At 66.2% G+C, this 23052-nt stretch carries 21 protein-coding genes, 1 pseudogene and 1 riboswitch; of the genes and pseudogenes, 6 read left to right on the forward strand and 16 right to left on the reverse strand.

From position 1 onward, the window contains the following. Nucleotides 1-117: 117 nt before the first annotated feature. From sul1 to ACNKF0_RS22245, 3 genes and pseudogenes are all read right to left on the reverse strand, one after another. Nucleotides 118-957 (reverse strand): sulfonamide-resistant dihydropteroate synthase Sul1, encoded by an 840-nt coding sequence (gene sul1 / locus ACNKF0_RS22235; RefSeq protein WP_076056711.1) that lies wholly within the window; start codon nt 955-957, stop codon nt 118-120. Continuing rightward, nucleotides 951-1019 (reverse strand): annotated as a pseudogene (locus tag ACNKF0_RS22240) (QacE family quaternary ammonium compound efflux SMR transporter); the annotation flags it as partial. The gene sul1 and the pseudogene ACNKF0_RS22240, both read right to left, overlap by 7 nt. Before the next feature lie 47 nt (nt 1020-1066). Beyond that, nucleotides 1067-1147, reverse strand: a riboswitch (ZMP/ZTP riboswitch). A 64-nt stretch (nt 1148-1211) separates the two neighbouring features. Next, nucleotides 1212-1976, reverse strand: coding sequence for an IS6-like element IS6100 family transposase (locus tag ACNKF0_RS22245; protein WP_001389365.1), 765 nt, complete (start codon nt 1974-1976; stop codon nt 1212-1214). 261 nt (nt 1977-2237) lie between these two features. Between ACNKF0_RS22245 and ACNKF0_RS22250 the strand changes: the two genes are divergently transcribed. The 3 genes from ACNKF0_RS22250 to ACNKF0_RS22260 all read left to right on the forward strand — a co-directional run bounded on the left by ACNKF0_RS22250 (nt 2238) and on the right by ACNKF0_RS22260 (nt 5956). After that, nucleotides 2238-3521 (forward strand): ISL3 family transposase, encoded by a 1284-nt coding sequence (locus ACNKF0_RS22250; protein ID WP_416954905.1) that lies wholly within the window; start codon nt 2238-2240, stop codon nt 3519-3521. A 372-nt stretch (nt 3522-3893) separates the two neighbouring features. After that, nucleotides 3894-4628, forward strand: a complete 735-nt coding sequence (locus ACNKF0_RS22255; RefSeq protein WP_416954906.1) for a DUF881 domain-containing protein — start codon at nt 3894-3896, stop codon at nt 4626-4628. Nucleotides 4629-5479: 851 nt separating this feature from the next. After that, nucleotides 5480-5956 (forward strand): hypothetical protein, encoded by a 477-nt coding sequence (locus ACNKF0_RS22260; protein WP_416954907.1) that lies wholly within the window; start codon nt 5480-5482, stop codon nt 5954-5956. A gap of 36 nt (nt 5957-5992) precedes the next feature. Here the strand turns inward: ACNKF0_RS22260 and ACNKF0_RS22265 are convergent, their stop codons facing one another. Next, entirely contained in the window at nt 5993-6964 is a 972-nt protein-coding gene (locus ACNKF0_RS22265) for a tyrosine-type recombinase/integrase (RefSeq protein ID WP_416954908.1), read from the reverse strand. Nucleotides 6965-7006: 42 nt separating this feature from the next. Between ACNKF0_RS22265 and ACNKF0_RS22270 the strand changes: the two genes are divergently transcribed. Together ACNKF0_RS22270 and ACNKF0_RS22275 are read left to right on the forward strand one after the other, a co-directional pair. After that, nucleotides 7007-7336, forward strand: coding sequence for a hypothetical protein (locus tag ACNKF0_RS22270; protein WP_416954909.1), 330 nt, complete (start codon nt 7007-7009; stop codon nt 7334-7336). 173 nt (nt 7337-7509) lie between these two features. Then, a complete protein-coding gene (locus ACNKF0_RS22275) occupies nt 7510-8802 on the forward strand; it encodes an ISL3 family transposase (protein ID WP_300639430.1) in 1293 nt (430 codons plus the stop codon). Nucleotides 8803-8872: 70 nt separating this feature from the next. Here ACNKF0_RS22275 and ACNKF0_RS22280 read toward each other — a convergent pair whose 3' ends face one another. Further along, on the reverse strand, nt 8873-10189 hold the full coding sequence (locus tag ACNKF0_RS22280; protein ID WP_416958609.1) for an IS256 family transposase: 1317 nt from the start codon (nt 10187-10189) through the stop codon (nt 8873-8875). Between the two features lie 318 nt (nt 10190-10507). On the opposite strand from ACNKF0_RS22280, the gene ACNKF0_RS22285 reads away from it, so the two are divergent. Then, on the forward strand, nt 10508-11425 hold the full coding sequence (locus ACNKF0_RS22285; RefSeq protein WP_416958611.1) for an aminoglycoside phosphotransferase family protein: 918 nt from the start codon (nt 10508-10510) through the stop codon (nt 11423-11425). Nucleotides 11426-11518: 93 nt separating this feature from the next. On the opposite strand, the gene ACNKF0_RS22290 is transcribed toward ACNKF0_RS22285, so the two are convergent. The 11 genes from ACNKF0_RS22290 to ACNKF0_RS22340 all read right to left on the reverse strand — a co-directional run bounded on the left by ACNKF0_RS22290 (nt 11519) and on the right by ACNKF0_RS22340 (nt 22750). Beyond that, a complete protein-coding gene (locus ACNKF0_RS22290; RefSeq protein ID WP_416954910.1) occupies nt 11519-11998 on the reverse strand; it encodes a transposase in 480 nt (159 codons plus the stop codon). Nucleotides 11999-12454: 456 nt separating this feature from the next. Beyond that, complete coding sequence (locus ACNKF0_RS22295) at nt 12455-12745, reverse strand: hypothetical protein (RefSeq protein WP_416954911.1); 291 nt, start codon at nt 12743-12745, stop codon at nt 12455-12457. A 7-nt stretch (nt 12746-12752) separates the two neighbouring features. Continuing rightward, a complete protein-coding gene (locus ACNKF0_RS22300; RefSeq protein ID WP_416958613.1) occupies nt 12753-13739 on the reverse strand; it encodes a caspase family protein in 987 nt (328 codons plus the stop codon). Between the two features lie 31 nt (nt 13740-13770). Continuing rightward, nucleotides 13771-14142 carry a TIR domain-containing protein gene (locus ACNKF0_RS22305; protein WP_292606047.1) on the reverse strand — a complete coding sequence of 124 codons (372 nt, stop codon included), beginning with the start codon at nt 14140-14142 and terminating at the stop codon, nt 13771-13773. Between the two features lie 306 nt (nt 14143-14448). Continuing rightward, entirely contained in the window at nt 14449-15531 is a 1083-nt protein-coding gene (locus ACNKF0_RS22310) for a hypothetical protein (protein WP_416954912.1), read from the reverse strand. Continuing rightward, nucleotides 15518-15823: a hypothetical protein gene (locus ACNKF0_RS22315; RefSeq protein WP_416954913.1), complete on the reverse strand. Its 306-nt coding sequence runs from the start codon at nt 15821-15823 to the stop codon at nt 15518-15520. The genes ACNKF0_RS22310 and ACNKF0_RS22315 overlap by 14 nt, the downstream gene beginning before the upstream one ends. Further along, nucleotides 15820-17487 carry a TniQ family protein gene (locus tag ACNKF0_RS22320; RefSeq protein WP_416954914.1) on the reverse strand — a complete coding sequence of 556 codons (1668 nt, stop codon included), beginning with the start codon at nt 17485-17487 and terminating at the stop codon, nt 15820-15822. Before ACNKF0_RS22320 ends, ACNKF0_RS22315 begins: the two co-directional genes overlap by 4 nt. Beyond that, nucleotides 17471-18817 carry a TniQ family protein gene (locus tag ACNKF0_RS22325; protein ID WP_416954915.1) on the reverse strand — a complete coding sequence of 449 codons (1347 nt, stop codon included), beginning with the start codon at nt 18815-18817 and terminating at the stop codon, nt 17471-17473. The genes ACNKF0_RS22320 and ACNKF0_RS22325 overlap by 17 nt, the downstream gene beginning before the upstream one ends. After that, nucleotides 18814-19779, reverse strand: coding sequence for a TniB family NTP-binding protein (locus tag ACNKF0_RS22330; protein ID WP_416954916.1), 966 nt, complete (start codon nt 19777-19779; stop codon nt 18814-18816). Before ACNKF0_RS22330 ends, ACNKF0_RS22325 begins: the two co-directional genes overlap by 4 nt. Nucleotides 19780-19871: 92 nt before the next feature. Next, complete coding sequence (locus ACNKF0_RS22335) at nt 19872-22034, reverse strand: transposase (RefSeq protein ID WP_416954917.1); 2163 nt, start codon at nt 22032-22034, stop codon at nt 19872-19874. A gap of 17 nt (nt 22035-22051) precedes the next feature. Then, the gene (locus ACNKF0_RS22340) at nt 22052-22750 is read right to left on the reverse strand and encodes a TnsA-like heteromeric transposase endonuclease subunit (protein ID WP_416954918.1); all 699 of its coding nucleotides are present in this window, start codon (nt 22748-22750) and stop codon (nt 22052-22054) included. Between the last annotated feature and the right edge of the window lie 302 nt (nt 22751-23052).

Here is a 23052-nt window from a genome sequence, read left to right on the forward strand (position 1 = left end):
TGGCGCGGTATGAACCGCCGCCTCATAGTGCAGTTTGATCCTGACGAGCCCAGCATGTCTGCGCCCACCTTCGCGGAACCTGACCAGGTCCGCTAGCGGGCGGCCGGAAGGTGAATGCTAGGCATGATCTAACCCTCGGTCTCTGGCGTCGCGACTGCGAAATTTCGCGAGGGTTTCCGAGAAGGTGATTGCGCTTCGCAGATCTCCAGGCGCGTGGGTGCGGACGTAGTCAGCGCCATTGCCGATCGCGTGAAGTTCCGCCGCAAGGCTCGCTGGACCCAGATCCTTTACAGGAAGGCCAACGGTGGCGCCCAAGAAGGATTTCCGCGACACCGAGACCAATAGCGGAAGCCCCAACGCCGACTTCAGCTTTTGAAGGTTCGACAGCACGTGCAGCGATGTTTCCGGTGCGGGGCTCAAGAAAAATCCCATCCCCGGATCGAGGATGAGCCGGTCGGCAGCGACCCCGCTCCGTCGCAAGGCGGAAACCCGCGCCTCGAAGAACCGCACAATCTCGTCGAGCGCGTCTTCGGGTCGAAGGTGACCGGTGCGGGTGGCGATGCCATCCCGCTGCGCTGAGTGCATAACCACCAGCCTGCAGTCCGCCTCAGCAATATCGGGATAGAGCGCAGGGTCAGGAAATCCTTGGATATCGTTCAGGTAGCCCACGCCGCGCTTGAGCGCATAGCGCTGGGTTTCCGGTCGGAAGCTGTCGATTGAAACACGGTGCATCTGATCGGACAGGGCGTCTAAGAGCGGCGCAATACGTCTGATCTCATCGGCCGGCGATACAGGCCTCGCGTCCGGATGGCTGGCGGCCGGTCCGACATCCACGACGTCTGATCCGACTCGCAGCATTTCGATCGCCGCGGTGACAGCGCCGGCGGGGTCTAGCCGCCGGCTCTCATCGAAGAAGGAGTCCTCGGTGAGATTCAGAATGCCGAACACCGTCACCATGGCGTCGGCCTCCGCAGCGACTTCCACGATGGGGATCGGGCGAGCAAAAAGGCAGCAATGACGCCGTGGCACATTGGCGACTTCCACGTGGAAGTTTCACCGAGCTGACTCGGCGGGCCCAGGCGAACGGCCATTTACGCTACGCTCCCTAGTGGTGCTCCACTTAGATTCGCCAGTCGCGCAGCGCTGGCACCTTAGTGGGCTCTGTTGCAAAGATTGGCGGCAGTCAGAGGTAGGCTGTCGCTCTGCGCCGATCAGGCGGCTGCTGCGAAATGGTGGTTGAGCATGCCCATGGCCTCCGTCAGCGCCGAGGGCCCAATGCCAAAAGCTCTCTCCACAAGGCGCACCTCGCCCCTGATGCCGGGCTGCAGGCACCAGGGGCGAGCCTGTCCTTTGCGCAGGGCTCGCATGACTTCGAATCCCTTGATCGTGGCATAGGCCGTGGGGATCGATTTGAAACCGCGCACCGGCTTGATCAGTATCTTGAGCTTTCCGTGATCGGCCTCGATCACGTTATTGAGATACTTCACCTGCCGGTGGGCCGTCTCCCGGTCCAGCTTTCCTTCGCGCTTCAATTCGGTGATCGCTGCACCATAGCTCGGCGCTTTGTCGGTATTGAGCGTGGCAGGCTTTTCCCAGTGCTTCAGGCCTCGCAGGGCCTTGCCCAGGAACCGCTTCGCTGCCTTGGCGCTGCGGGTCGGCGACAGGTAGAAATCGATCGTGTCGCCCCGCTTGTCGACTGCCCGGTACAGGTAGGTCCACTTGCCCCGCACCTTGACGTAGGTTTCATCCAGGCGCCAGCTCGGATCAAAGCCACGCCGCCAGAACCAGCGCAGCCGCTTCTCCATCTCCGGGGCGTAGCACTGGACCCAGCGATAGATCGTCGTATGGTCGACCGAAATGCCGCGTTCCGCCAGCATTTCCTCAAGGTCGCGATAGCTGATCGGATAGCGACAATACCAGCGCACCGCCCACAGGATCACATCACCCTGGAAATGGCGCCACTTGAAATCCGTCATCGTTCCGTCCGTCCAATCTCCGCCAAGCATGCTCAAGCTTCACGATTTTTGCAACAGAGCCCTATCCGGCTCTTCATACCTGCGGTGGGGGTAGGTGAGCGACACGACCTGAGCGCCTGACCCGGAACGGGGTCGAGGCCTTCCAAAGTTTGGTGCGACCAAGCAACCAACCGGAAGGCCTCGACGATGCTCGAGCATACGGCGTGCGAGCGTGCACGCCCACGCCCTGAACGCCCCTGCTACTGCGATCGCTGCGACCTGTTGGTCGGCCTCGAGGGGTTCCACGTCATCGCCGTCAGCCAAGACGCCGGCACTGTCCGCGTCGTTGTCGAGACACCCGCCCAGCAGACCGGCTGCCGCGCGTGCGGAGTGATCGCCCACAGCCACGGCCGCCGCGAGGTCCGGCTGGTCGACGTGCCCTGCTTCGGGCGCCCGGTCACGCTGATCTGGCGCAAGCGGACCTGGCGATGCGGCGAGGAGAAGTGCTCGACGAAGTCGTTCACCGAGCAGCATCCCGACCTGGCCGGACCCAGGGCGCTGCTCACCGTGCGTGCGTGCTGGTGGGCCATCGGCCAACTGCGCGGCGAGCACGCCTCGATCGCTGGGCTGGCCCGTCAGCTCGGCACGACGTGGCGCACGGTGTGGCGCTCGCTCCAGCCGCTGCTGGAAGCGATGGCCGCCGACGAGGACCGCTTCACCGACGTCACCTCCCTTGGAGTCGATGAGCACATCTGGCACCACGTCTCCACCAAGCCCGACGACCAGGGCGGCCGCGGACCCAAGGAGCTGACCGGGATGGTCGACCTGACCCGTGACCAGCACGGACGCGTCCGCGCCCGGCTCCTCGACCTCGTCCCGGGCCGGTCCGGCAAGGCCTACGCCGACTGGCTCACCGCCCGCGGCGAGGAGTTCCGAGGTGGCATCAAGGTCGCCGCCCTGGACCCCTTCCACGGCTACAAGACCGCGATCGCCGACCAGCTCGAGGACGCCGTCGCGGTCCTCGATGCCTTCCACGTCGTCAAGCTCGGCACTGCTGCGGTCGATGAGTGCCGACGCCGAGTCCAGCAAGAGACCACCGGTCACCGCGGCCGCAAGAGCGACCCGCTCTACGGCATCCAGAAGCTGCTACGGGCAGGGGCTGAGAAGCTCACCGACAAGCAGTGGACCCGACTGGAGAAGGCCATCGCCGCGCGACCCGAGGAACACCTGCAGGTCTGGATCGCCTGGTCGTGCGCCCAGCAGCTCCGAGCCGCCTACCGCCACCACGACCCCGCCGCCGGCCGCAAGATCGCCGAGAAGATCCTGACCTCGTTCCCGACCTGCCCCGTCCCCGAGATCGCCCGACTCGGCCGCACCCTGAAGCGGTGGTCCCAGGCCTTCTTGGCCTACTTCGACACCGACCGCTCCAACAACGGCGGCACCGAAGCCATCAACGGACTCATCGAACTCCACCGCCGCGTCGCCCGCGGCTTCCGCAACTACGACAACTACCGGCTACGCATGCTGCTCATCGGCGGAGGACTCGACACCCTCATCCCCACCTGAAGTACGAAGAGCCTGTAATGCCGATGAGCGGATGCCTCAGACGGACCTTTCTGGTGCGCCCAACTCTCACGGGTAGGTCGTGACCGTTTGACCTCAGGGTCCTTCAACTCGTCTAGTGGGGTCGGAGGCGTCAGTCCGGTCGACTTCGGCCTTGAGACTGATCTCTCCCGAGGAACTTGCAGCGCCTTGAGCGAGAGTCGGCGCCCCCTCTTCTGCCTAGACGGATCGGTTAAGGCCCAGGAGCATCATCCAGGGTTCTTGATCGACGCATCCGCTGCCGTCTAGCGTGCTACGCAGCCCTGGCTCTTGGGCCGCTCGATGTGCGCGACGAGTCGCCGGGCACGCTCAACTGCGAGGCCGTAATCTGGGAGCGTGGTCTCGGGACTCTGGTTGGGGCGACGTTCGAACAGCAGTGTCGAGCGCCGTTATCGAACACAGATCATTCTCTCGGTCTTCTTGGCTGCAACCGGCTTCGCGGCTACCACGCAGGTGCTTAGCCACGAAGAGGACCCATTATCTAACGCGACAGTCGAGGACCTCACTCGGCTGTATGACGGGTACGGGTCCGCGGCGCAACGCGCTCGCATTGAGGTTGATCGTTTGGAGGCACGCGCGCGATCCGCGGCGGCACAAGCCCAAGCGTTGAACGAGTTGCGGCGACAAGAACATCAGCAGGCCGACTCGCTAGCCGTTCTTGCTGGTGAAGTTCCAGTCCAAGGACCCGGTGTGCGCGTCACCATCGGTGCTGTGCCGAGTGGCTCCGTTGGACGAGACCTCCTGCTCAGTTTGCTGAACGAACTGCGCGTGGCCGGAGCGGAGGCGATGGATCTCAACGGAGTCCGAGTAGTCGGCAACTCGTTCGTGGAAGCAAGCGACACGGGCTTGCTTATCGACTCCCGTTCACTGACGTCGCCGTACGAACTGACAGTGATCGGGTCACCCGTGGCCCTCTTGGGGGCTGCGCAGTTCCCGACTGGCGCGATCAGGCAACTGTTCGATCAGGGCTTCGCTGTCGACGTCCGCGCAGAGGAAGTTCTGCGGGTCGAAAGTGTCGTGGACGCGGAGTCGGCGCGCCTGGCGGCGCCGCTCATCGCACGAGGTGAGTAGGCCGTGGCGAGATGGCGCCTGGCCCATTCACGGCTTCTCTTCGGCGGGGTAGCGGCCTGGCCTACACGTCGTCACGGGGCTTCGCTGTGGCGGGCGGTGGGGCCGTTCAGACACAGCGTTCGTACTGCCAGATTGACACGAACACCGTGGCCGCCGGGAAGCCTGCCCCCTACAACGTCTGGTGGCCGTTTGTGGCGCGGTGGGCGTGCCACAGGTCCGAGACCAGCAATCTAGCCCGTACACAGGGTCGAGGCTCATGCTCGCGCCGATAAGCGGATGCTGCACGCGGCCCGACTTAGCACTGTCTGCCCCGCCCGCCCCGCCCCCGCTCGTGTGATGCTTCTGCCCACGGGCGCAGCGAGCGCCCTCACCTCGGGAGGTCCAACGATGTTCATGGCAAACGAAGAGTTGAACAGTCCGCCGAGTTGGATGGCCGGAGTCGCCGCAGTCATGGGCGCTGTCTTTGTCGTGCTGCTCGTCGCGCTGATGCTGGCTGCGACGTACTACTTCGTGAAGCGGGCGCGGTCCACCCCGCAACTTCTTCCGCCGCGACCCCCGCTCGGTTCGATGGCGGATGGCCTGTGCCCTGCTTCTGCCGTCGCAACTAGTCCTTGCAAAATAGGCCGGGGCTTCGACAACTTTCCTCTGTGACTGTGCGTCTCAGCGGCATGACGACTCTCGGTTCGCGCCTCTTGGCTGGCGTCGCGTTATTTCTCTTGACCTCATCGACTGTTGCTTGCACCGAGGTGGACACGGGTTCGCAGCCGTTGGCGGGACCCTCCACAAGCAATCGGACGACATCGACCACATCTGCGTCCTCGGAGCCTTCTGAGCCGATCGCCTCGGGCCGAGTGCTGTTGACTGACGACGGGGAGCCGGTGGCCCGGGACCTTGAACGTTTGGTCAGGCAGTTTGTCGACTACGCAGTTGAGCAGGCCGACGACTTTCCCTACGCCAACTCCGTCACCATGTCCCTCGGCGGACAAGCCGCGGTCGTCGTCGACGACATCGCTGCGACGCTGCCTAACCGCAATATCTGGGAGGTATGTCCGGCTGACTGGGACTTCTACGGCGCCTCCGATTGCCCAGTCAACCTTCTCGCGCCCATGGCCGAGGCCCTTGTCAACAAGACGCCCATCGTCGTCACGAGCACCTTCGGGAGCGTGACCTGCGCACCGAACAGAACAGGCCCACTGCCCGCCGGACGACTCGTCATCCTCCGACCAACTCAGGAACGGCGCACGTGTGCCACTGACTTCGCCCTGGTGCTCGCAGCCGACGGTATGGGCAGGTTGAAAGCCGTCGACTTGACCCTCGCAGCGCCCTGAACATCAATCAGCGCGCGCACATCTGCCGCGCAGCGGTTATGTGCCGGAGGCCATGAAGGCGGCCAGGATGTAGTTGGGGTGGCGGTCGAGGTTCTTGCGGGCTCTGTCGTAGCGCATGGTCGTACGGGGGTCTGCGTGGCGAGCTGCGATCTGGGCGTCGCGTAGCGGTACGCCGGCGTCGAGCATGGTGGTGACGTAGGTGTGGCGCAGCATGTGTGGGTGCATGCGTGGGAGCTGTACGCCGGCTTGTTCTGCGAGGCGTCGTAGACGTCGGGTGGCAGCGTGACGATCCATCCGTGTTCCGGCGCGGCTGAGCAGGATGGGTCCGGTCTCTCGGTTGTCGATCGCTCGGTCGATGGCTCGGCCCACGGCTGGGGGTAGCGGTGTGAGGGCGACCTTGTCGCCTTTGCCGTGGACTCGCAGGACTCGGTGTCCGTGACTCTCGGCGAGGTTCTCGACGTTGGCGCCGCAGGCTTCGAAGATTCGCAGACCGAGGAGGCCGAGCATGGCGACGAGTGCGAAGTCGTTGGGGTTGTCGGAGTCGCGTGCGCGGGTGAGCATCGCTTCGAACTGGAGGTGTCCGAGTCCCAAGGTCGGTGACTCTGCAGGAACGGGCGGGCGGCGGACATAGTCGGCTGGTGAGTGCTGGAGGATGCCGTCGATGACGCAGGTTCGGTAGAAGACGACGAGGACTGAGAGTCGTCGCGAGACCGTTGAGGGCGCGTAGTGCTGCACCTCTTGCATCCAGCGCACGTACAGCTCGACCTGGGCTCGCGTCATGCCGAGTGGTTGTTGTCCGCGCTCCTTGCACCAGCCGAAGTAGGCGCGCAGGTCGGAGAGGACGTGCTCGCGAGAACGGCCTTTGTAGCGAGCGAGGTGGGCGGCTGTGGCGAGTCGTAAGAGGGTGTCGTCAGGCGCGATGGGCAGAGTCGTGGCTTCGTAGGTGTCCATGACTCGAATGCGCCACCATCCGGCCAGCTCCGCAACATCACTCACCCGTCCGCGCACGCTAGGCGGCAGAAGCGGGCTTGAATGTGCCAAGGTCGGGACGTGAGCGACGCACTTCGCCAAGCGGTCCTGGACCTCGGCCTGGAGGATCACATTCCCCTATGGGAGGTCGCGAGCGACTGCGAGGCGGCGGGCCTCCTTCCGCGTGGACGGGACGGAGTCGAAACGCTCGCTGCGCTGCTCCTGGAACTCGCAACAGAAGACAAAGTGAGGATCCTGACCGGTCACTGGGATGACCCAGAGCCGCGCTACGTGAGCGTTGACGAGGCCGCAGGTCTGCTGACTGACGCTCGGTACTACTCCTCGGACGAAGAGATGGCTCATGACCTGACCCGCGTCTACTACGTCAACGTCGACAACATCGTCGACTGACCGCTAATCGGCATGACAGTTCATTCGGGCAGAGCTACCCCGGGGAGCGTGTCAAGAATTCTGGCTCATCTGATGCTTCCGTGGGTGGTTGATCGCGTCTGAATGGCCGCACGCCGTTCCCGCTCTAGGTTTCTGGCTTGTCGAGAGTCAGGAACCACGGAACGGAGAACGGCGTGCGAAACGCCAGCCTATGGCGCGCCCTCTTGGGCGTCGAGAACACCGTCATCGAGGCAATCGAGTTCAGCGAGGTCGAGGACATCGTGATCGCGCACGTGCGACCACGGCGAGCTGCTCGGGGCCGCTGCGGACGATGCGGCACCAGAGCCGCCTGGTACGACCACGGAGAAGGACGCCGACGGTGGCGAAGCCTGGATCTCGGAACAGTCGAGGTCTTCCTCGAGGCCGACGCGCCAAGGGTCAACTGCCCGGTCCACGGGCCGACGGTGCGGCATGTGCCCTGGGCGCGTCACGCGGCCGGTCACACGTTCAGCTTTGACCAGCAGGTCGCCTGGCTGGCCACCCAGTGCTCGAAGTCCGCGATCACCCAGTTGATGCGGATCGCGTGGCGGACCGTGGGATCGATCATCGCCCGGGTCTGGGCCGACACCGCCGAAGGGATCGACGCCTTCGCCGGACTGCGCCGCATCGGCATCGATGAGATCTCCTACAAACGCAACCACAAGTACCTGACCGTCGTGGTCGACCACGACACCGGCCGGCTGGTGTGGGCCAAGGCCGGACGCGACCGCGCCACCCTCGAGGAGTTCTTCGACGCACTGGAAGCCTCCGGCGAAGGCAGGTGCGCCCAGATCACCCATGTCACAGCCGACGGCGCGGACTGGATCGCGGACGTTGTGCGGCGACGCTGCCCAGCCGCGGTCCGGTGCGCCGACCCCTTCCACGTCGTCGGCTGGGCCACCGATGCCCTCGACGCCGTGCGACGAGACGCCTGGAACCAGGCCAGACGCGCGGGCCACACCCGCCCCGCCGGTTGGCAGAACGGCCGGGCGGTTACGGTCGCAACCGGACACGCTCGCGCTCTCAAGCACGCCCGCTACGCACTGTGGAAGAACCCCGAGAACCTCACCGACAAGCAGCAGACGAAGCTTGCGTGGATCGCCAAGACTGATCCTCGGCTCTACCGCGCCTATCTGCTCAAAGAAGGCCTGCGTACCGTCTTCAAGCTCCCAGCAGACGAGGCCGCCGAGGCGCTGGACCGATGGGTCGCGTGGGCACGGCGCTGCCGGATCGCATCGTTCGTCAAGCTCCAGCAGCGCATCACCAAGCACCGCGCCGAGATCCTCGCCGCCATCGACCACGGCCTATCCAACGGCCTCATCGAATCGGTCAACACCAAGATCCGGCTCATCACCAGGGTGGCCTTCGGATTCCGCTCACCCGACGCCCTCATCGGCCTCGCGATGCTCAACCTAGGCGGACACCGACCGCTGCTGCCCGGCCGATGACCCACGGATCAGTCAGAAGAGCCAGAATTCTGTGTAAGGCAGTCGATCTCTTTACTTTCTCGGGTGGGTTCTACAGGTGGGGGTTGATGCGGTCGGGGTAGGCGATCGCGAGCTGGGCCAGGGCTTGCTTCCAGTTCGTGACGACCTGGCCCTCGACGAGGCGTCCCTGGGCCTTGCGCTCGCTGCCCTTCTTGCCCCGATCCCGTTCCCGGTCGCGGGCGCGTTTGTCCTCGATGTTGCAGATGGCCAGCCACAGCAGTTTCACCACGGCGTCGTCGTTGGGGAAGTGTCCGCGGTTTTTGGTGACCTTCCGCAGCTGGTAGTTCAGCGACTCGATGGAGTTGGTGGTGTAGATGACGCGGCGTAGTTGGGGCGGGAACGCCAGGAACGGCGTGAACCGCTCCCAGGCCACCTCCCAGGTCGCCACGGCATGGGGGTACTTCTTGCCCCAGTTGGAGTCGGCGAACGCGTCCAGCTCGCGGCGGGCGGCCTCAGCGTTCGCCGCGGTGTAGACCGGCTTCAACGCCGCGGCGACGGCCTTGCGGTCGCCGTAGCCCACGAACCGCATGGCAGCGCGGATCAGGTGCACCACGCACGTCTGGACCGTCGCGTTCGGCCAGGTCGCCTCGATTGCCTCGGGCAGCCCGGTGAGGCCGTCGCAGCACACGATGAGCACGTCGCGGATGCCGCGGTTGGCCAGGTCGGCGCAGACCCCGGCCCAGAACTTCGCGCCTTCGTGGGTCTGCACCCAGATACCCAGCACGTGCTTGATGCCGTCGATGTCGACGCCCACAGCGATGTGGGCGGCCTTGTTGATCACATGCGCGCCGTCGCGGACCTTGACCACGATCGCGTCGAGGTAGATCACCGGGTAGAGCGCTTCGAGCGGGCGGGCCTGCCACTCCGCGACCGCCTCGAGGACCTCGTCGGTGATGTTGCTGATCGTCTCGTGAGACAGCTCGGTGCCCAGCGTGGTCGCGAGGTGGTGCTCGATGTCGCGCACCGTCATCCCGCCGGCATAGAGGCTGACGATCATCTCGTCCAGCCCGCCGAGTCGCCGCTGCCCCTTCGGGACCAGCCGCGGGGTGAACGTCCCGGCCCGGTCCCGCGGCACCGCGAGGTTCACGTCCCCGACCTGGGTCGCGACCGTCTTCGGGGTGGTGCCGTTGCGGGAGTTCGCGAACGCCGCCGCGTTCGGGGCGCCCTTCTCGTACCCCAGGTGCTCGGTGAGCTCAGCCCCCAGGCCGCGTTCGAGGGCGTGCTTGATCAGCGCGGGGATGAACCCGCCGTCGCCGGTCAGGTCGATCTCGCCGGCGTCGATCTGGGCGAACAGCCCGTCCAAGGCACCGGACTCGGCCAGCTCAGCAGCGGCCTTGTAGCCCGGCATCTCAGCCCGCGCGACGCGACGAGCAGCAGCACGGCTCGGCCGCTCACCGGTGCCTGTCGTCGTCACGTCAGCCTCATCGTTCTCAGTGGTCACAGCGGTCATCTTGGTCCTCCTTCAGGACCGACCGCTTACACAGACCATCTGACACCCCCACCCCGGGCGTTCAATCTGGGCAGCGAGCTCACTGACATGCCGAGATCCGGAAGGTCAGAAGGTTGCGTCAATTCAGCTCCTGCCCGAGGGGCACCCGACAGCCAGAACCATGAAGCTTCCTTCCTCGGCAGATGACCCATACTCGGACTTGTGGAACCGTGGAGCATCAAGGACTTGCCGCTGCCTACCTCTCTCCTCGAAGCCCGGTCCCACGCTGACGACTCGTGGATTGAGAGACTTCCTGGCCTCATCGGCACGCTTCTCGCGAAGTGGGGCCTCCAGGCAGAGGGGGAAGCGCGCACAGGCATGGCGGCGGTCGTACTGCCCGTTCGGGACCAACAGGGATCACCAGCGGTTCTACGCCTGCAAGCACCTTCCGACGAAACCTCGGTCGCAGTCCTCGGCCTGCGCAGCTGGAACGGTGACGGCATGGTCCGCCTCGCTGACCACGACGAATCATCTGGCGCGATGCTGCTCGAACGCCTCGACCCGACCCGCACCTTGAAGTCGCTGACCAACGACGACGACGCCGCGACCATCGTGGCGGGCCTGCTTCGCCGACTTCACTTGGCTCTGCCGCCGCCCGGGCTCCCTGAGCTGCGCGACGTCGCAGCCGACATGGTGATTGCCGCACCCGAAGCCGAGTCCAAGCTCGAGCGCGAGGAGGAGCGGATGCGCATGCGGCGGTGGGCAGCGACCCTCGCCGAGATTGCGCCCGACTCCGGGCGTTGCCTGCTCCACTGGGACCTCCACTACGACAACGTTCTCGCGGCCGACCGCGAGCCGTGGCTCGGCATCGACCCGGTTCCGCTCGTCGGCGACCCGGCTTTCGACCTGTGGCCCGTACTGGATGACGGCTTGGAGACGCTGCCGTCGAGCCAAGATCCGGTCTCGCTCGTGCGGCGCCGGTTCAACCTCCTGGCCGAGGCCTTGGACCTCGACCGTTTCCGTGCGCGCACCTGGACCTCAGCTCGACTGCTGCAAAATGCCCTCTGGGACATCGAGGACGGGGCAACGAAACTCGCGCCCTCGGCGCTCATCGTCGACGACGCCTTGTCCGGGTCGTTGCGAACAGGATCATAAGTCGCTGCGTAGTCGGCAGGTCGCCGCCGTCGGACGTCCGGATCTGCCGCCTAGCGTGCGCGGCAGCGCGCGCACATCTGGCTCCCCTCTGTGTCAAGACACGGCTGGCAGGGGGGTTCTAGGCTGGGTGTTGACGGGCCCCGGAGTGGCTTGTCCGAAGAGCCGGTGTTGGGGTTGTGAGCCGGTCGCGCTGGAGTCAGAGTCGCTACCTCGTTGCCCTCCCGGGCCCGTCGCCTCTGCTCTGATCGCGTCGTCGAGCATGGCGCGGTAGACGATGTTCGACAGTCGTCGTTTGAGTGCGCGCATGGCTTCCATCGAGGTCTTCCCGTCGGCTCTGCGACGGTCGTAGTAGCGACGGCCTTCGGTGTCGTTTCGCAGCTGGACGGTGGCCATGATGTGCAAGGTCCGGTTGATCTGCCGGTTCCCGGCTCGTGACAGCCGGTGCCGCACGTTGTCACCGGACGAGGCGTCGATCGGTGCAGTGCCGTTCCAGGACGCGAAGTGGTCGCGGTTGGGGAACCGGGTGATGTCGCCGACCTCGACTCGCGACGTGGCCAATGATGCGGCCGTCACGCCCCGCTACCCATGCCGCGACCTCGTAGTCCGGCGTGATGAACCTAGGGACGTTCTTTGGGAGGTATGGCGGGTAGCCGTCGAGCTCATGGACCTGCATCAACAACTCGAGGCAGGACGACGTGTCCTCCACCGTCTTCTCGCGTATGAGCACAAGACGAACGCTAACGGGATCCCTTCTGGGAGGGCTCGCTTCTGTGACGTGGCGCCACAGGTGACAAGCGTGCCGCTCGGACGAACCCCAATGTCTACCCCTTAGGTAGATCTTGACATTGACAGCGACTTGTCAAAGTTCGCTGCATCTCGACAAAAGGTGTCGATTTGCAGCGATGTTCGACGAACTACATGCGTGTAACTTTGACCAGACAACGAAAAGCGGGCCGATCCGTCAAAGTCTGGACACGGGGGCAGGCGCCGAGCACCCCTCGACGCCGGCACCAGTCGTGATTGACCGGCCTACTGCAGTTTGTTGGTGAGTGCTTGTTCGATGAGGGGTAGGTATCGCTCGACCTGATCGCGGTCGCTGTCCTTCTCCGCCTGAGTGAGGTCGGCGTAGGGGGTGTCGATCTGTACGGTCCATTGGCGGACCAGATCGGCGGGGATGGTCAGCGAGCCATCGGGGCCTGGAGTGCACTGCTGGTGCAGGTAGCGCTGCCAGTGGGCCCACCGCTCGTGCTCGGCCGCCGCGAGCTTCTCGAGGAGTTCGGGATCTCGTAGCCGCTGTACCGGTTCGTTGGTCTCCTCCATGGTCACATCAGATCAGGTCGCCAGCGACGAGGTTCCAGTAGTGCTGGCCCAGGACGGTGAGCTCACAGGACTTGCTCTCCATCGCTGCGTGCCACATGTGAGGTGCGTCGACGGGTCGTACGAGGTTGACCCTCACGTAGTTCTGGAGAGTGCGGAAGACCGCGGTTCGGACAGGGTCGGGATCCGGCATGGCGGGATCGGCGAGCTGCTCAGCAGATCGCTCGGGCTCGTAGGACGGGTCAAGGGCGAACTCGTAGTCCGACGTAGGGAAGTGGGTCGTCAGGGCCTGCAGGTCAGCAAGGGCAATCGGGGGTTCTGCTCGCCGCAGGGAGACGAACGTCTTGACGTTGGTCTTGAATACCGGGCGTTGTGCCCAAGGGCCGAGGGACTGATCGATGTGGGCATAGACGCTTCCGGGCGTGATGTCTCCGACCAGGTTGGCCGCCGCCCCGTTGAGCGCGTCGACGAAGAGCCCGGTGAAGACGCCGCTGCCATTGCTCTCCATGGCGTACTGGTTGGCCGTTGATGCAGTCAGAATCGTCAGCCCGTCGGAGATCTCGGCCAGGTTTTGAGCGATGGCGTTGTTGCCGGCGGCCCCGCTGTGGCAGCTGTCGAGGATGATGATCTTGTTCCGCGCAGGTGAGTTGTTGGCCATGGTCATCACCTCATTGAGGGAGAGCCCATCATCACCGTCCTCGGAGTCGCTGGTGCAAAGGAAGCCGCCGGTGTCCTCGATGTGGCCGTGACCGGAGAAGTAGAACAGCGCAATCTCAGCATCGTCTGCGAACACCTCCCGAACAGCGTCCTTGAGGTCCTTCTTGGAGATCGTCTTACCCGGGCCGGTCGCCACCATGAGGTTCGGTGTCGTGAAGTTCAAGGTGCCGTCGGAGTGACGCTCGAGCGCCGTCTTGACCGAGAAGGCATCGTTGACGCAGCCGTTGAGTCCGTGGATGTGCTCGTAGTGGTCAATCCCGACGATGAGGGCCTTACGCATGGTGGTCACCGGAGTTCCAGGCTAGAGCGTGTCAGAGGGAGTCGATGAAGCCGGCGATGTTGGCGTCGGTCCAGGTCACGGTCGTGACGCCAGCGATCGCGGTCCGGTCGTTGGAGTAGGCCCAGATTCCTCGGATCGGCTTCTTCTCCTCCTTGGCGCACTGGATCTCCCACTTCTGTCCGCTGGAGGTCAACGAGTTCTTGCTGACCAGCACGATCACGCCGTGAGAGCGCTTGATCCGCGTGCGGACGCGATCCTTCCACTCCTTGTCGTAGGGCTCCTTCACCGACATGTCGATGAACTCGTACGGAGCGCGCGGGTGGAGGGTCTGTCCCTTGAGAAGGTCCCGCTGCCGCTGATCCTCGATCGCGAACGCAACGAAAAGGGTCTTCTTGTCTGCCATGGGTGTGCTCCTAGCTAGGTGACTGGTCTGGTGCCATGGATGATCTGCGGCTGACCTGCTGCTGTGCGGCGGGCGGCGCTTGCCGAAGTTAGCCGGTGGGTCCGACAGTTCGGCCGGAACACGAGCTCACAAGGCCACCCGCCGATCGGGGGCGAGCGTGGCCAGAGCGCATAGCTCGGGTACGCGAGTGATGACGCTCTCGGCGAGGTCGACGACGTATGTGCTGCCAGTCTCGATGATGATCTGCCACCGGCCGGTGCCGCCGCCGTCAACGCTGGCGGTCAGGGAAACGGCTCGCCTAGCTTGTCAGCCACGTCGCTCCTCGTCCGGCCGTGTGCTCTCGGGGCACGCGGCGAACGCGCGAGCGGCCGCGAGCACACTCGTGCTGGCGATGGTCGTGCCGCTCTCGCGAAGCAAGCGCGCTGGCGCGGCGTCGTCGAGGTACGGGTTGCGGCCTTGGAACCATGCCTGGATGACGGTGGCGGAGTCCTTCTGGCCGAGCAGTGACGCCGCCTGATGGGCAAGGCGCAGCCGGTCGAGGACGTCCTCCAGCGGCGAGCGGGGGTCGGTCGGGTCGGCCCAAGCGCGCACGGTTTGCGTGTCTGGCGCGGAGCTCAGATATGCGACCAGCCTGGCGCCGAGGAGGTCGCACAGCTCCGCGACCAGCTCGGGAGTCGCCATGACGTCCTCGTCCGGGCTCTCACAGGCAGCTGTCGCCGATGCCTCGAGCTGCGCCTCACTTCTACGGTGGATCACGCGGCGGAAGGTGGCGATGGCGGTCTCGTAGGCGGTGGTGTTGAGCCGCGAGAGCGGGAGTCCGGCGTGGTCGTAGGTGCGCCACATCATCCCAGTCACGAAGACCCAGAGATGGCTGGGCGGAACGCTGAACGCGGTGCCAGGGTCACGCTGACTTTTCCACACCAGATCGGTCCGGCGCGGCGAGAGGACGATGCTGTCTCCTCGCTCGTCGCTGTGCTCGTGGTCGGCCGGCAGGAAGTTCATGGCTGCTAGTGATTCGACGCCGCGGCGCAGGAGGCCGCAGAAGTCGTTCTCGGACCGGGTGGTCGGTGCGAGGTCGTCGGCGAGGAAGCGGAGGACGGCGTCGGCTCGCTCGAGGCCGGCGAGGATGTCGTCTGGTTCGCCCACGCGGGACCAGTGCTGGAGGATCTCGACGAAGATCGCCGCCTCCTCGGTGTGGTAGGCGCCGTAGACGCGTTCGCGTACGGTGCCGCCGGGTTCGGGGATGCGGGTGGTGAACGCGAAGTCGCCGAACGGGCCGGGTGTGGTGAAGTCGAGGGTGACGCTGGTGCCGTCGGGCTGCGGAACGACGAAGAGGGGCTGTGTCGTCCGAGGCTCGGCAGAGCTGTCGGGGTTGTCATCGGTCGGCATGTCGCCCTCCTCTCCGCTGGTGTCTCGGCTGCGCTCTTTTCGGGCCGATCGTCGTCTGCTCATGGTGGTCCGCTCCGGTGCCCTGGTCCGGGTTCTCCACAGGCATCGGATCTGCCGAGAGCCGGATGACGCGAAGCTGGACGGCGATGCTGATGGCGTCCTGGTCGTCGGCGAAGCAGCGGCAGCGTTCGAGGTGCTCGTCCCTGGCGTCGAGGGCGTCGTCGCGGGTGAGGTGGACGCTGAGGAGCTCCTCGCAGTCCCACAGGCCCCAGACCTCCGTTGCGGTCTTCATGCGCTCCTCCTGTTCGCTGCGGCGATGTTCGCGACCAGTTCGGTCAGGGCGTCGGTCGCGGCTTCGTCGAGGCGGCCGGCATACGCGCGGTAGTGGGCGCGATCTTGTCGGTCAGGCGGGTGCTGCCAGCCGGGGCTGGTGTCGACGTGGCCGTGCGCGTACTCGGTCCAGAGCCAGGTGACGGCGTACTGCTGGCTGGTGGCGTGGCTGCCCGGCAGGTGGATCCGCGCCCAGGGGCGGTACCAGCCGCGGCGGCGCAAGAGGCGTCGTACGGCGTTCTCCCGAGCGCGGTAGTCGACCGCGGGGTCGAGTTCGTTCGCGACTCGGGTCAGCGCTGCTATGAAGTCGCCGCCCGAGACGAGGAGGTCGGCGCTGCAGGCGCGGGCGGTCTTCGACCCCAGCTCTGGAGGGAGGCCGAGTGCCGAGGCGGCCTGGGCCCACGTGAGGTTTCTGAGGTGTTGGCGGGCGAGGCACAGGGCGACGAACAGGCGTCCGGTGCGGGCGGTGACGTCGAGCATCGCGGCCGTGTGCCGTGTGTAGAGGTCGGCCGGGACGACCTGGGGGACCGCGGTCAGCGGCAGCAGGATGCCGGAGCTATCGAGCAGCGTTGCCAGTCGTCGCCGGGAGGAGGTGGCAACCATGACCAGGCGGGTGAGGAGCGGTGTCATGGTGGTGTGATCGGCCAACCAGCCGAGCTGGCCGTCGTTGGTCGCCGGCGTGAGCTCGGTCCAGGGATGGAGTTCGTCAGCGGCGTCGTCGAGGCTCGCGGCGCGGAGGATCTCGTCCGCTGCGGCGATGGCCTGGCCGCGGAGCTGCAGGTTCGCTGGCGGGGCAAGCCCCCAGCGAACGCCGCCGGCGCCGGCGCTTCGCTCGCTGTCGGCGCGGGCAGTCTCGGCCCACGGCGCAAGGTCCTCACCGCCCGGCTGGACGGCGAGGTGCAGCAGGAGCACCGCCAGGGACTTGAGTTCGCGCAGGTAATCGCGGGGTTCCATGAGGTCGCCGAGGACAGGGACCGGCCGACCTTGGAGGGCGCTGTCGATGCGGCGTTGAGCGACAAGCACCGCGGCAGGTGCCGGGATGGTGTCGAGCTCACCGAAGGGCTGCTGGCATCCACGTCCGCGAGCTCCGTCGGGGTTTCCGCAACGATCAGGGGATGAGTCGACGGCGCGCAGGAGTGTGCGGTGTGAGCGCAAGCGTCTTCCGCAGGTGGGGCAGTGATCGATAAGCCACAGGCGGTGTTCGGTGCAGGTGGTGACCCAGGGGTGGCGCCAGCTGAGTTGCCAGATCCCGTCGCCATCGAAGCAACGTGGGCACAGCGCGGTGCCGTGCACTGGCGGCCAGCCGCGGGCGGCGGCTCGACGCCAGCTGTTCTTGTTCGCGGGGTCGAGTCCGTCGGTGTCGATGCCGACCATGCTGGCCAAGGTGCAGCACCGCAGCGCGACCGGGTCGAGTCCGGTCAGCGCAGCAAGGTTCGCGATCAACCGCTCCGCTGGTGCGACGCTCAGAAAGGCTGTGGGTGCGCCTGCTTCGGAGAGGCGCTGCACGAGGACGGGGTGAGGGAGCGCGTTCGCGGCTCCCAGCCGCTCGAGATATCCGTCGAGTGCTTCTCCGGCGACGGGGGCGATGGTGACCGGTAGCGGTGTCAGGTCAGCCAGCATCGGCATGTCTCGCTGCCCGGGTAACCGCCTGTTGGGCGTCACGAGAGACGTCGGCGGCGACGGCGCCGAGGAGCTGGTGGCCGTACTCGATGAGGACGAGCCGATCCTCCCCGAGGAGCGCTTGATCGAATGAGCGCAGTTCCCGTCGCATCCCGGCGTGGTGAGGGCTCAGCCCGAGCGTGCCCTGGGTGAGCTCCAGCCAGATCCAGGCGGCGGCCAGCCTCTGGTCGCGTGGCGTGCGAGGCACGGCTGTGAGCGCGAGCGCCGAGATCGGGACGGAATGCAGAGTCATCAGGACGGCGCGTCGGTAGCGGTAGTCGCGGATGCCAGCATGCGCGAGTCGGTCGGCCTCGCGAGCCAGGATCCGCAGTCCAGCGGATGTGTTGCCAAGGTGCTGGACGCAGGTCGCGGTCATGGGCCGCTTGCGCAGGTCGCCGTACCGCTCGTCCAACTGGGCGACTGTCGGTCGTGCTCCGGTCGCTGCGTGGATGGCTTCACGGCGCAGGGCCCGTGCGATGCCGTGGCCGAGGTCTTCGCCGGCCGCGTCGACGTCCAAGGCTCGGTGCCGGGGGTGGAGGAAGTCAGGGATCTCCGCCTCCGTGATCTCCGAGCCGCGAAGCCGGTCGTGAAGCTGGTCGTGCAGGGCCTGGCGAACTGCCGCGCAGTCGTCCTCCGGCGCTGGGGTCTCGCCGAGATGGGTCAACGTGCGTTCGCCGATCAGGTCGCGGGTTGCCTGGACGGTCCGGCTGGCCGGCCAAGCGTATTCGGCGAACCCGGCGATCCAGGCGGGGGCCTGCCACGACCCCGCCAGCTGGGCACCTGTGGCGGCGTGAACGGTGGCGAGGTGAACGTGGAGACGCAGGAGACGCAGCAACCGCAGGCGGCGATCGGCGAACCCAAGGTTTGGTGCTCGCATCGATCGCAGGAAGGCGTCCTGCATCTCCAGTGCGTGAACCGCTCTGTCGACAGTCACGCCCTCGTTGAGAAGGGCTTGGCAGCTCGGGCAGTGGCTGACCCAGACCAGGCCGCTCCACAGGCTGCCGATCCCGCATGCAGAGCAGATGATTCTGTCGGTGCGGCGGAGCTCGATGCTCGCCGGCCTTCGGCTGTGCCGCCCAGCGAGCCGGTGGTGGAGGGTGTGGGTGCGAAGTCGTCGCGTCGGCAGCCCCAGGGTGCGAGCGAGGGCCCCCATTTGACGATCCGTGAGGCGGCCGCTGACGCCGCACGGATAGAGGGTGTGGACCGGGATGCCAGTGGCCGTGCTGAGGCGCCGCAGCATCGAGGCGATCGACTCGTCCGGGTACGGGTCGATGCTGATCGGGAGCCGCGGCGTCATCGGGCCGCCAGCCTGGAGGCGGCTCGCCTGGCGGTCTTGGATCGGGTCTGGTCGATCTGGGCGTCCTTGGCGCGCTGGCTCACCCAGATCGGGTCGAGGATCGCGTGGTCGAGCGGTGCACCGGTCTCGATCGCGGTCGCGGTTGCGTCGATCAGCAGGCGTGTGGTGTCGCCGACGTACCCCTGGGTGCGGCGCCACAGGTAACCGGCCAGACGGGACGAGAACAGACCTGGCTGCTCGTCGGACAGGTACGGGAGGAGCAGGTCCTCGCAGTTCTTCAGGAATCGTTGCCACTGCGCGCGTCCCGTTGCCGTGTCGACTTCGTAGGGGGCGAGGGTGTGCTCCGAGAGCCGCCCGCGGATCTGGGGGTCGCTGAGCACCTCACCGCCGCTCAGTTCGGCGCCGACGAGCATCAGGACGCCCCCGACCTCACCGAGTTCGGTGTTGAGGTGCTTGACCGCATTCAGCGTGGCGCGACCGGTGACCGAGGTGGTGCGGAGCATGTGGGCGTCGTCGAGGATGACGAGACGGACCCCGTGCGTCTGTAGTGCCTTGACGGCGCGCAGTGCGAGGGTCCGCTCGACGCCGCTGGCCGGGTAGCCGACGAAGGAGAGGATTTGTGTGTAGAGGTCCTTGCTGCGTGACTCGGACAACAGGGTGAGGTAGCAGACCGGAACCAGGTCGGCGGTAATGCCGGGCGCCGGCGTCCATCGGGGTCTGGTCGATCGGGTTGCCTTCGCCCAGGTTCGGTAGCGGTCCTGTGCCCAGCTCTTGATGAGCGTCGACTTGCCGGCGGTGTACGGCGCCGAGAGGGCCAGGATGGTGCGGGCGCCGGGCGGCTCGAGGACCGCGGACTCCAGCGCGCGGTCGATCGCATTAGCGGTGGCGTCGTGCACGGGCGAGGAGAAACGCCGCGCCCGCAGAGCAGCCCGGACCGCGTCGGCGTACGTGCTCCTGCCCATGGGGTTCATGGCGTCCAGGTCAGCTGCTGTGGCCGGCTGCGGCGCAGCAACCATGGGCGCGGTTGCCTGGTGGTGCCACATCTCGGCGTCCATCAGTCGCCCACCTCGTCGTAGTCCGGCCACTCCGCGTCGATGTCGAACCCGTCGTCGCTCTCTGCGCGGCGCGGCCGGAGCGGCGTGACCACGCCGTCCTGGTCGCCGTTGAACATCTCTGCCGCCTCGGCTGCTTCGGCGTGGTCGCGTTGTGCCTGCTCCCAGCGCAGTCGGGCGGCGTACCCCTTGGCGCGGGCCTCAGCCGTCTCCTCCGTCGAAGTCAGCTGGCCGAGCTCGGCGATGATCTGCCGCCAGGTGGACTTCCGATTCAGGGCGGTGTTGCCTCCGCGTTCGGCGATGCGGGAGAGGGCGCGTTCGTGCATCCAGTCGCCCATGGGCATGTCGAGCAGGTGGCGGGCTTTCCATGGGATCTCGTGGATGCGGCCGGTGTCGGGGTGGCGGAACCAGATCCGGGAGACGTCACGCGGGTCGTAGTGGAACGGCGCCTTGCGGGAGTCGGCCTGGAACGTGCCCTTGCGGACATCACGGAAGTCAGCAAGGACGGGGGCGTCGTAGGTGAGGTTCTTGTATTCGACGCCGGCGTGGCCGATGGTCAGCCAGCGGATCGGGAGGAACTGGTAGATCAGATCCGGATGCTGCGGCACATGCATGCGGCCGGTGACCTCGTGCATCGCGTCCCACATCTCCAGCGGCGTGAGCCGCGCCGAGGGTGCACCCGGCAGCACCAGGCCCTCGTGCCAGGAGCGGTGATAGTCGAGCGCCACGAACCGACGCAGGTGCCGCTCGAGCTCGGGTGCCGTGAGGAGCTTGTCGCCGGTGTCGTCGACCTTGCGACCGCGCTCGGCGACGTTGCGTCCCTTGTAGCCCGGCAGCTGCTGGTACGCGCGCTGCAAGGTTTCATGCCAGCGCTCAACATGAGGGCTGTCCGTGGGCTTGGAGCCGCGGGAGAGCATCAGGTCGATCCCGAAGTCGTTAAGCAGAGCGACGAAGTGCTCGGACAGGAAGACCGACCCGTGGTCGCAACGGATCGACGACGGCCGGACACCAGGCTTGTGATGCACGCCCTGAAGGCTCTGCCCGGGCGGGACGATGCGCTTCGGTGAGCGATGCACGGCGACGTTCGACAGGTCCAGTGACTCCGGTACGCCGCACCATCGCCAGTCATCGACCGTGGTGCCCTCGACAAGCATCGACATGGGTCGCATGACGTCGTAGAGCAACAGCCCGGCCTCAAGGGCGTTGCCTGAGCGTGGCGTGACCCGCAGGCCGACCACGACGCGGGTTGAGACGCTGATGGCCGTCAGGATCTCGACGCTGACCGGCCTCTCGCGCAGTTCGTCCCACACGAGGACGTCGGCGCGGGTGGCGTCGATCGCGATGTGGCTCGGATGCATCGCAGGAAAGCTGGTGTGGGCCGATGCCTTGCGGCGCAGATGCCGAGAGCGCTGCGCGCGGGTGTTCCTGCCAAGAGCACGTTGGCGCTCGGAGAGGTACTCCTGGAACAGCCGCTGCGGGAGGGCGACGTCGCTGAGGCCCTCGGCCTTCATCTGGAGACGGATGTCCGCCTCGATGGTGGTGGTGTTGACCTTCGAGATGTCGCCGTCGAACCGGGCAAGCACGTCGTCCGCGATCCGCCGAACACGCTCATCGATAGCGGCGAAGCCGCGTGCACTCTTGACCGCCCGTTTGTCCACCAGCCCGCGAAGACCGTCGGTCTGCCAGGACCTGATCCAGTTGTTGACGGTCTTCGGGCTGACGGTCGCCGCGGCCAACTCGCCGTCCTGGACACGACGCAGGACGTTGCGGTCGACGCTCTGCTCGTACGAGAGCTGCCGCGCCATCTCGACACATCGACTGTGGATGCTCATCTCGGAGTCACCAAAGGGCGGGTGCGGTTCGCCTGGTTGGGCGAGGCGTGCCGATCCCCACCGGTAGCCCGTGAGGACCTCGAGGACCACTTCGAGCCGATCCAGCGCGTTGCGGCGAACGGCGTTGGGGAGGCCGGACCACCAGGGTTGGAGCGCAGTGAGGGTCGCGTCCGCGCGCCCGTCTTGAATGGCAATCGCGGAGATCTCGTCGTACGCGAGGTCTTGGCGTTCGCCCGCGCTGCCCTCGACGCTCACAGTGTGGCGGCGGAGGGCAGTGACCACGAGGTAGCCGTCGGTCGACAGCAGCTTGGCGCCGATTTCCAAGGTCGTCATTGACGTCGATCGGGCTTTCACGACGTCACCGACGACGATGGCACGAGCCGCTGCGTCAGGTCGATCCTGAGCCGCCCAGTCCAGATCAAGTGCCACATGACGGCCGCGGTCTCAGCGTTGGAACAAGCCAGAAGATCGCTGAGCGTGCTGCCTTCCGCGCAGCTCTCCAAGAGGAGCGGCGCGTACCGCTCACTCCAAGCGGGTCGATGCCGGAACCCGTGCAACCAGATCAGGTTGTGACGGTGGACCGCCGGCAGCCCGGTGAAGACGACGTACCGCCAGCCGACCCTGGTGCAGGCGTCCGCCGTCAGCGCCCGCATCTCCGCGAACGCCTCCGATGCAGCTGCCTCCCGGGACTTCACATCCCACAGGCTGATGGCTCCATCCGCGCCAGTCGTGAGCAGATCTGGCACGTGGCGCCGAGTCGATCGACCGCTTCCCCACTCCAACAAACACGGCTGGGAGACGATCCAGGTCACTGCCGGGTCCCGGTCAACCATCCGGACCAGATCGTGCTCAAGGCCGGATTCGAGCCGGAGGTGGCTTCCGGTGGTCGCAGTGAACGCACGAACAGGGACGTGCTTCGAGAGCGCTCCCGATGTCGGCCGCCGCACCGGAAGTAGCTGGCGCGGGTCTGGGCCGCCGCTGGACCAGTCCCAGACGATGCTGCCGGCCGCCGCGCGTACTGACCAAGACACTTCGTTCACGTCGGGCACTGACCGCAGGCAGACGCGACGACTAAGATCGGGCAAGGCGATTCCCTCGCTTTCAAGCGTCCATCGGGAGTCGACCAGGGGGCGTGCCCGTTGCCGCGGGTACGCCTCCACCTACTTCGTGCTTCAGCGCGCCGCCTCATGACCGACCGCTTGAGCGTATGCCCGGCAGGACGGCCGAGACAAGCATGCCGCCCACATTTAGCGCCCTGGATGCTCGACCGCATCACCGCACGAGACAACTGCACTAGTGCAGCTGTATGGAGTTGCAGGTGACAAACCCGCGCCTTGTCTGCACAATAAAG

It is taken from the genome of Nocardioides sp. T5, from assembly GCF_048161455.1.
GTDB lineage: Bacteria > Actinomycetota > Actinomycetes > Propionibacteriales > Nocardioidaceae > Nocardioides.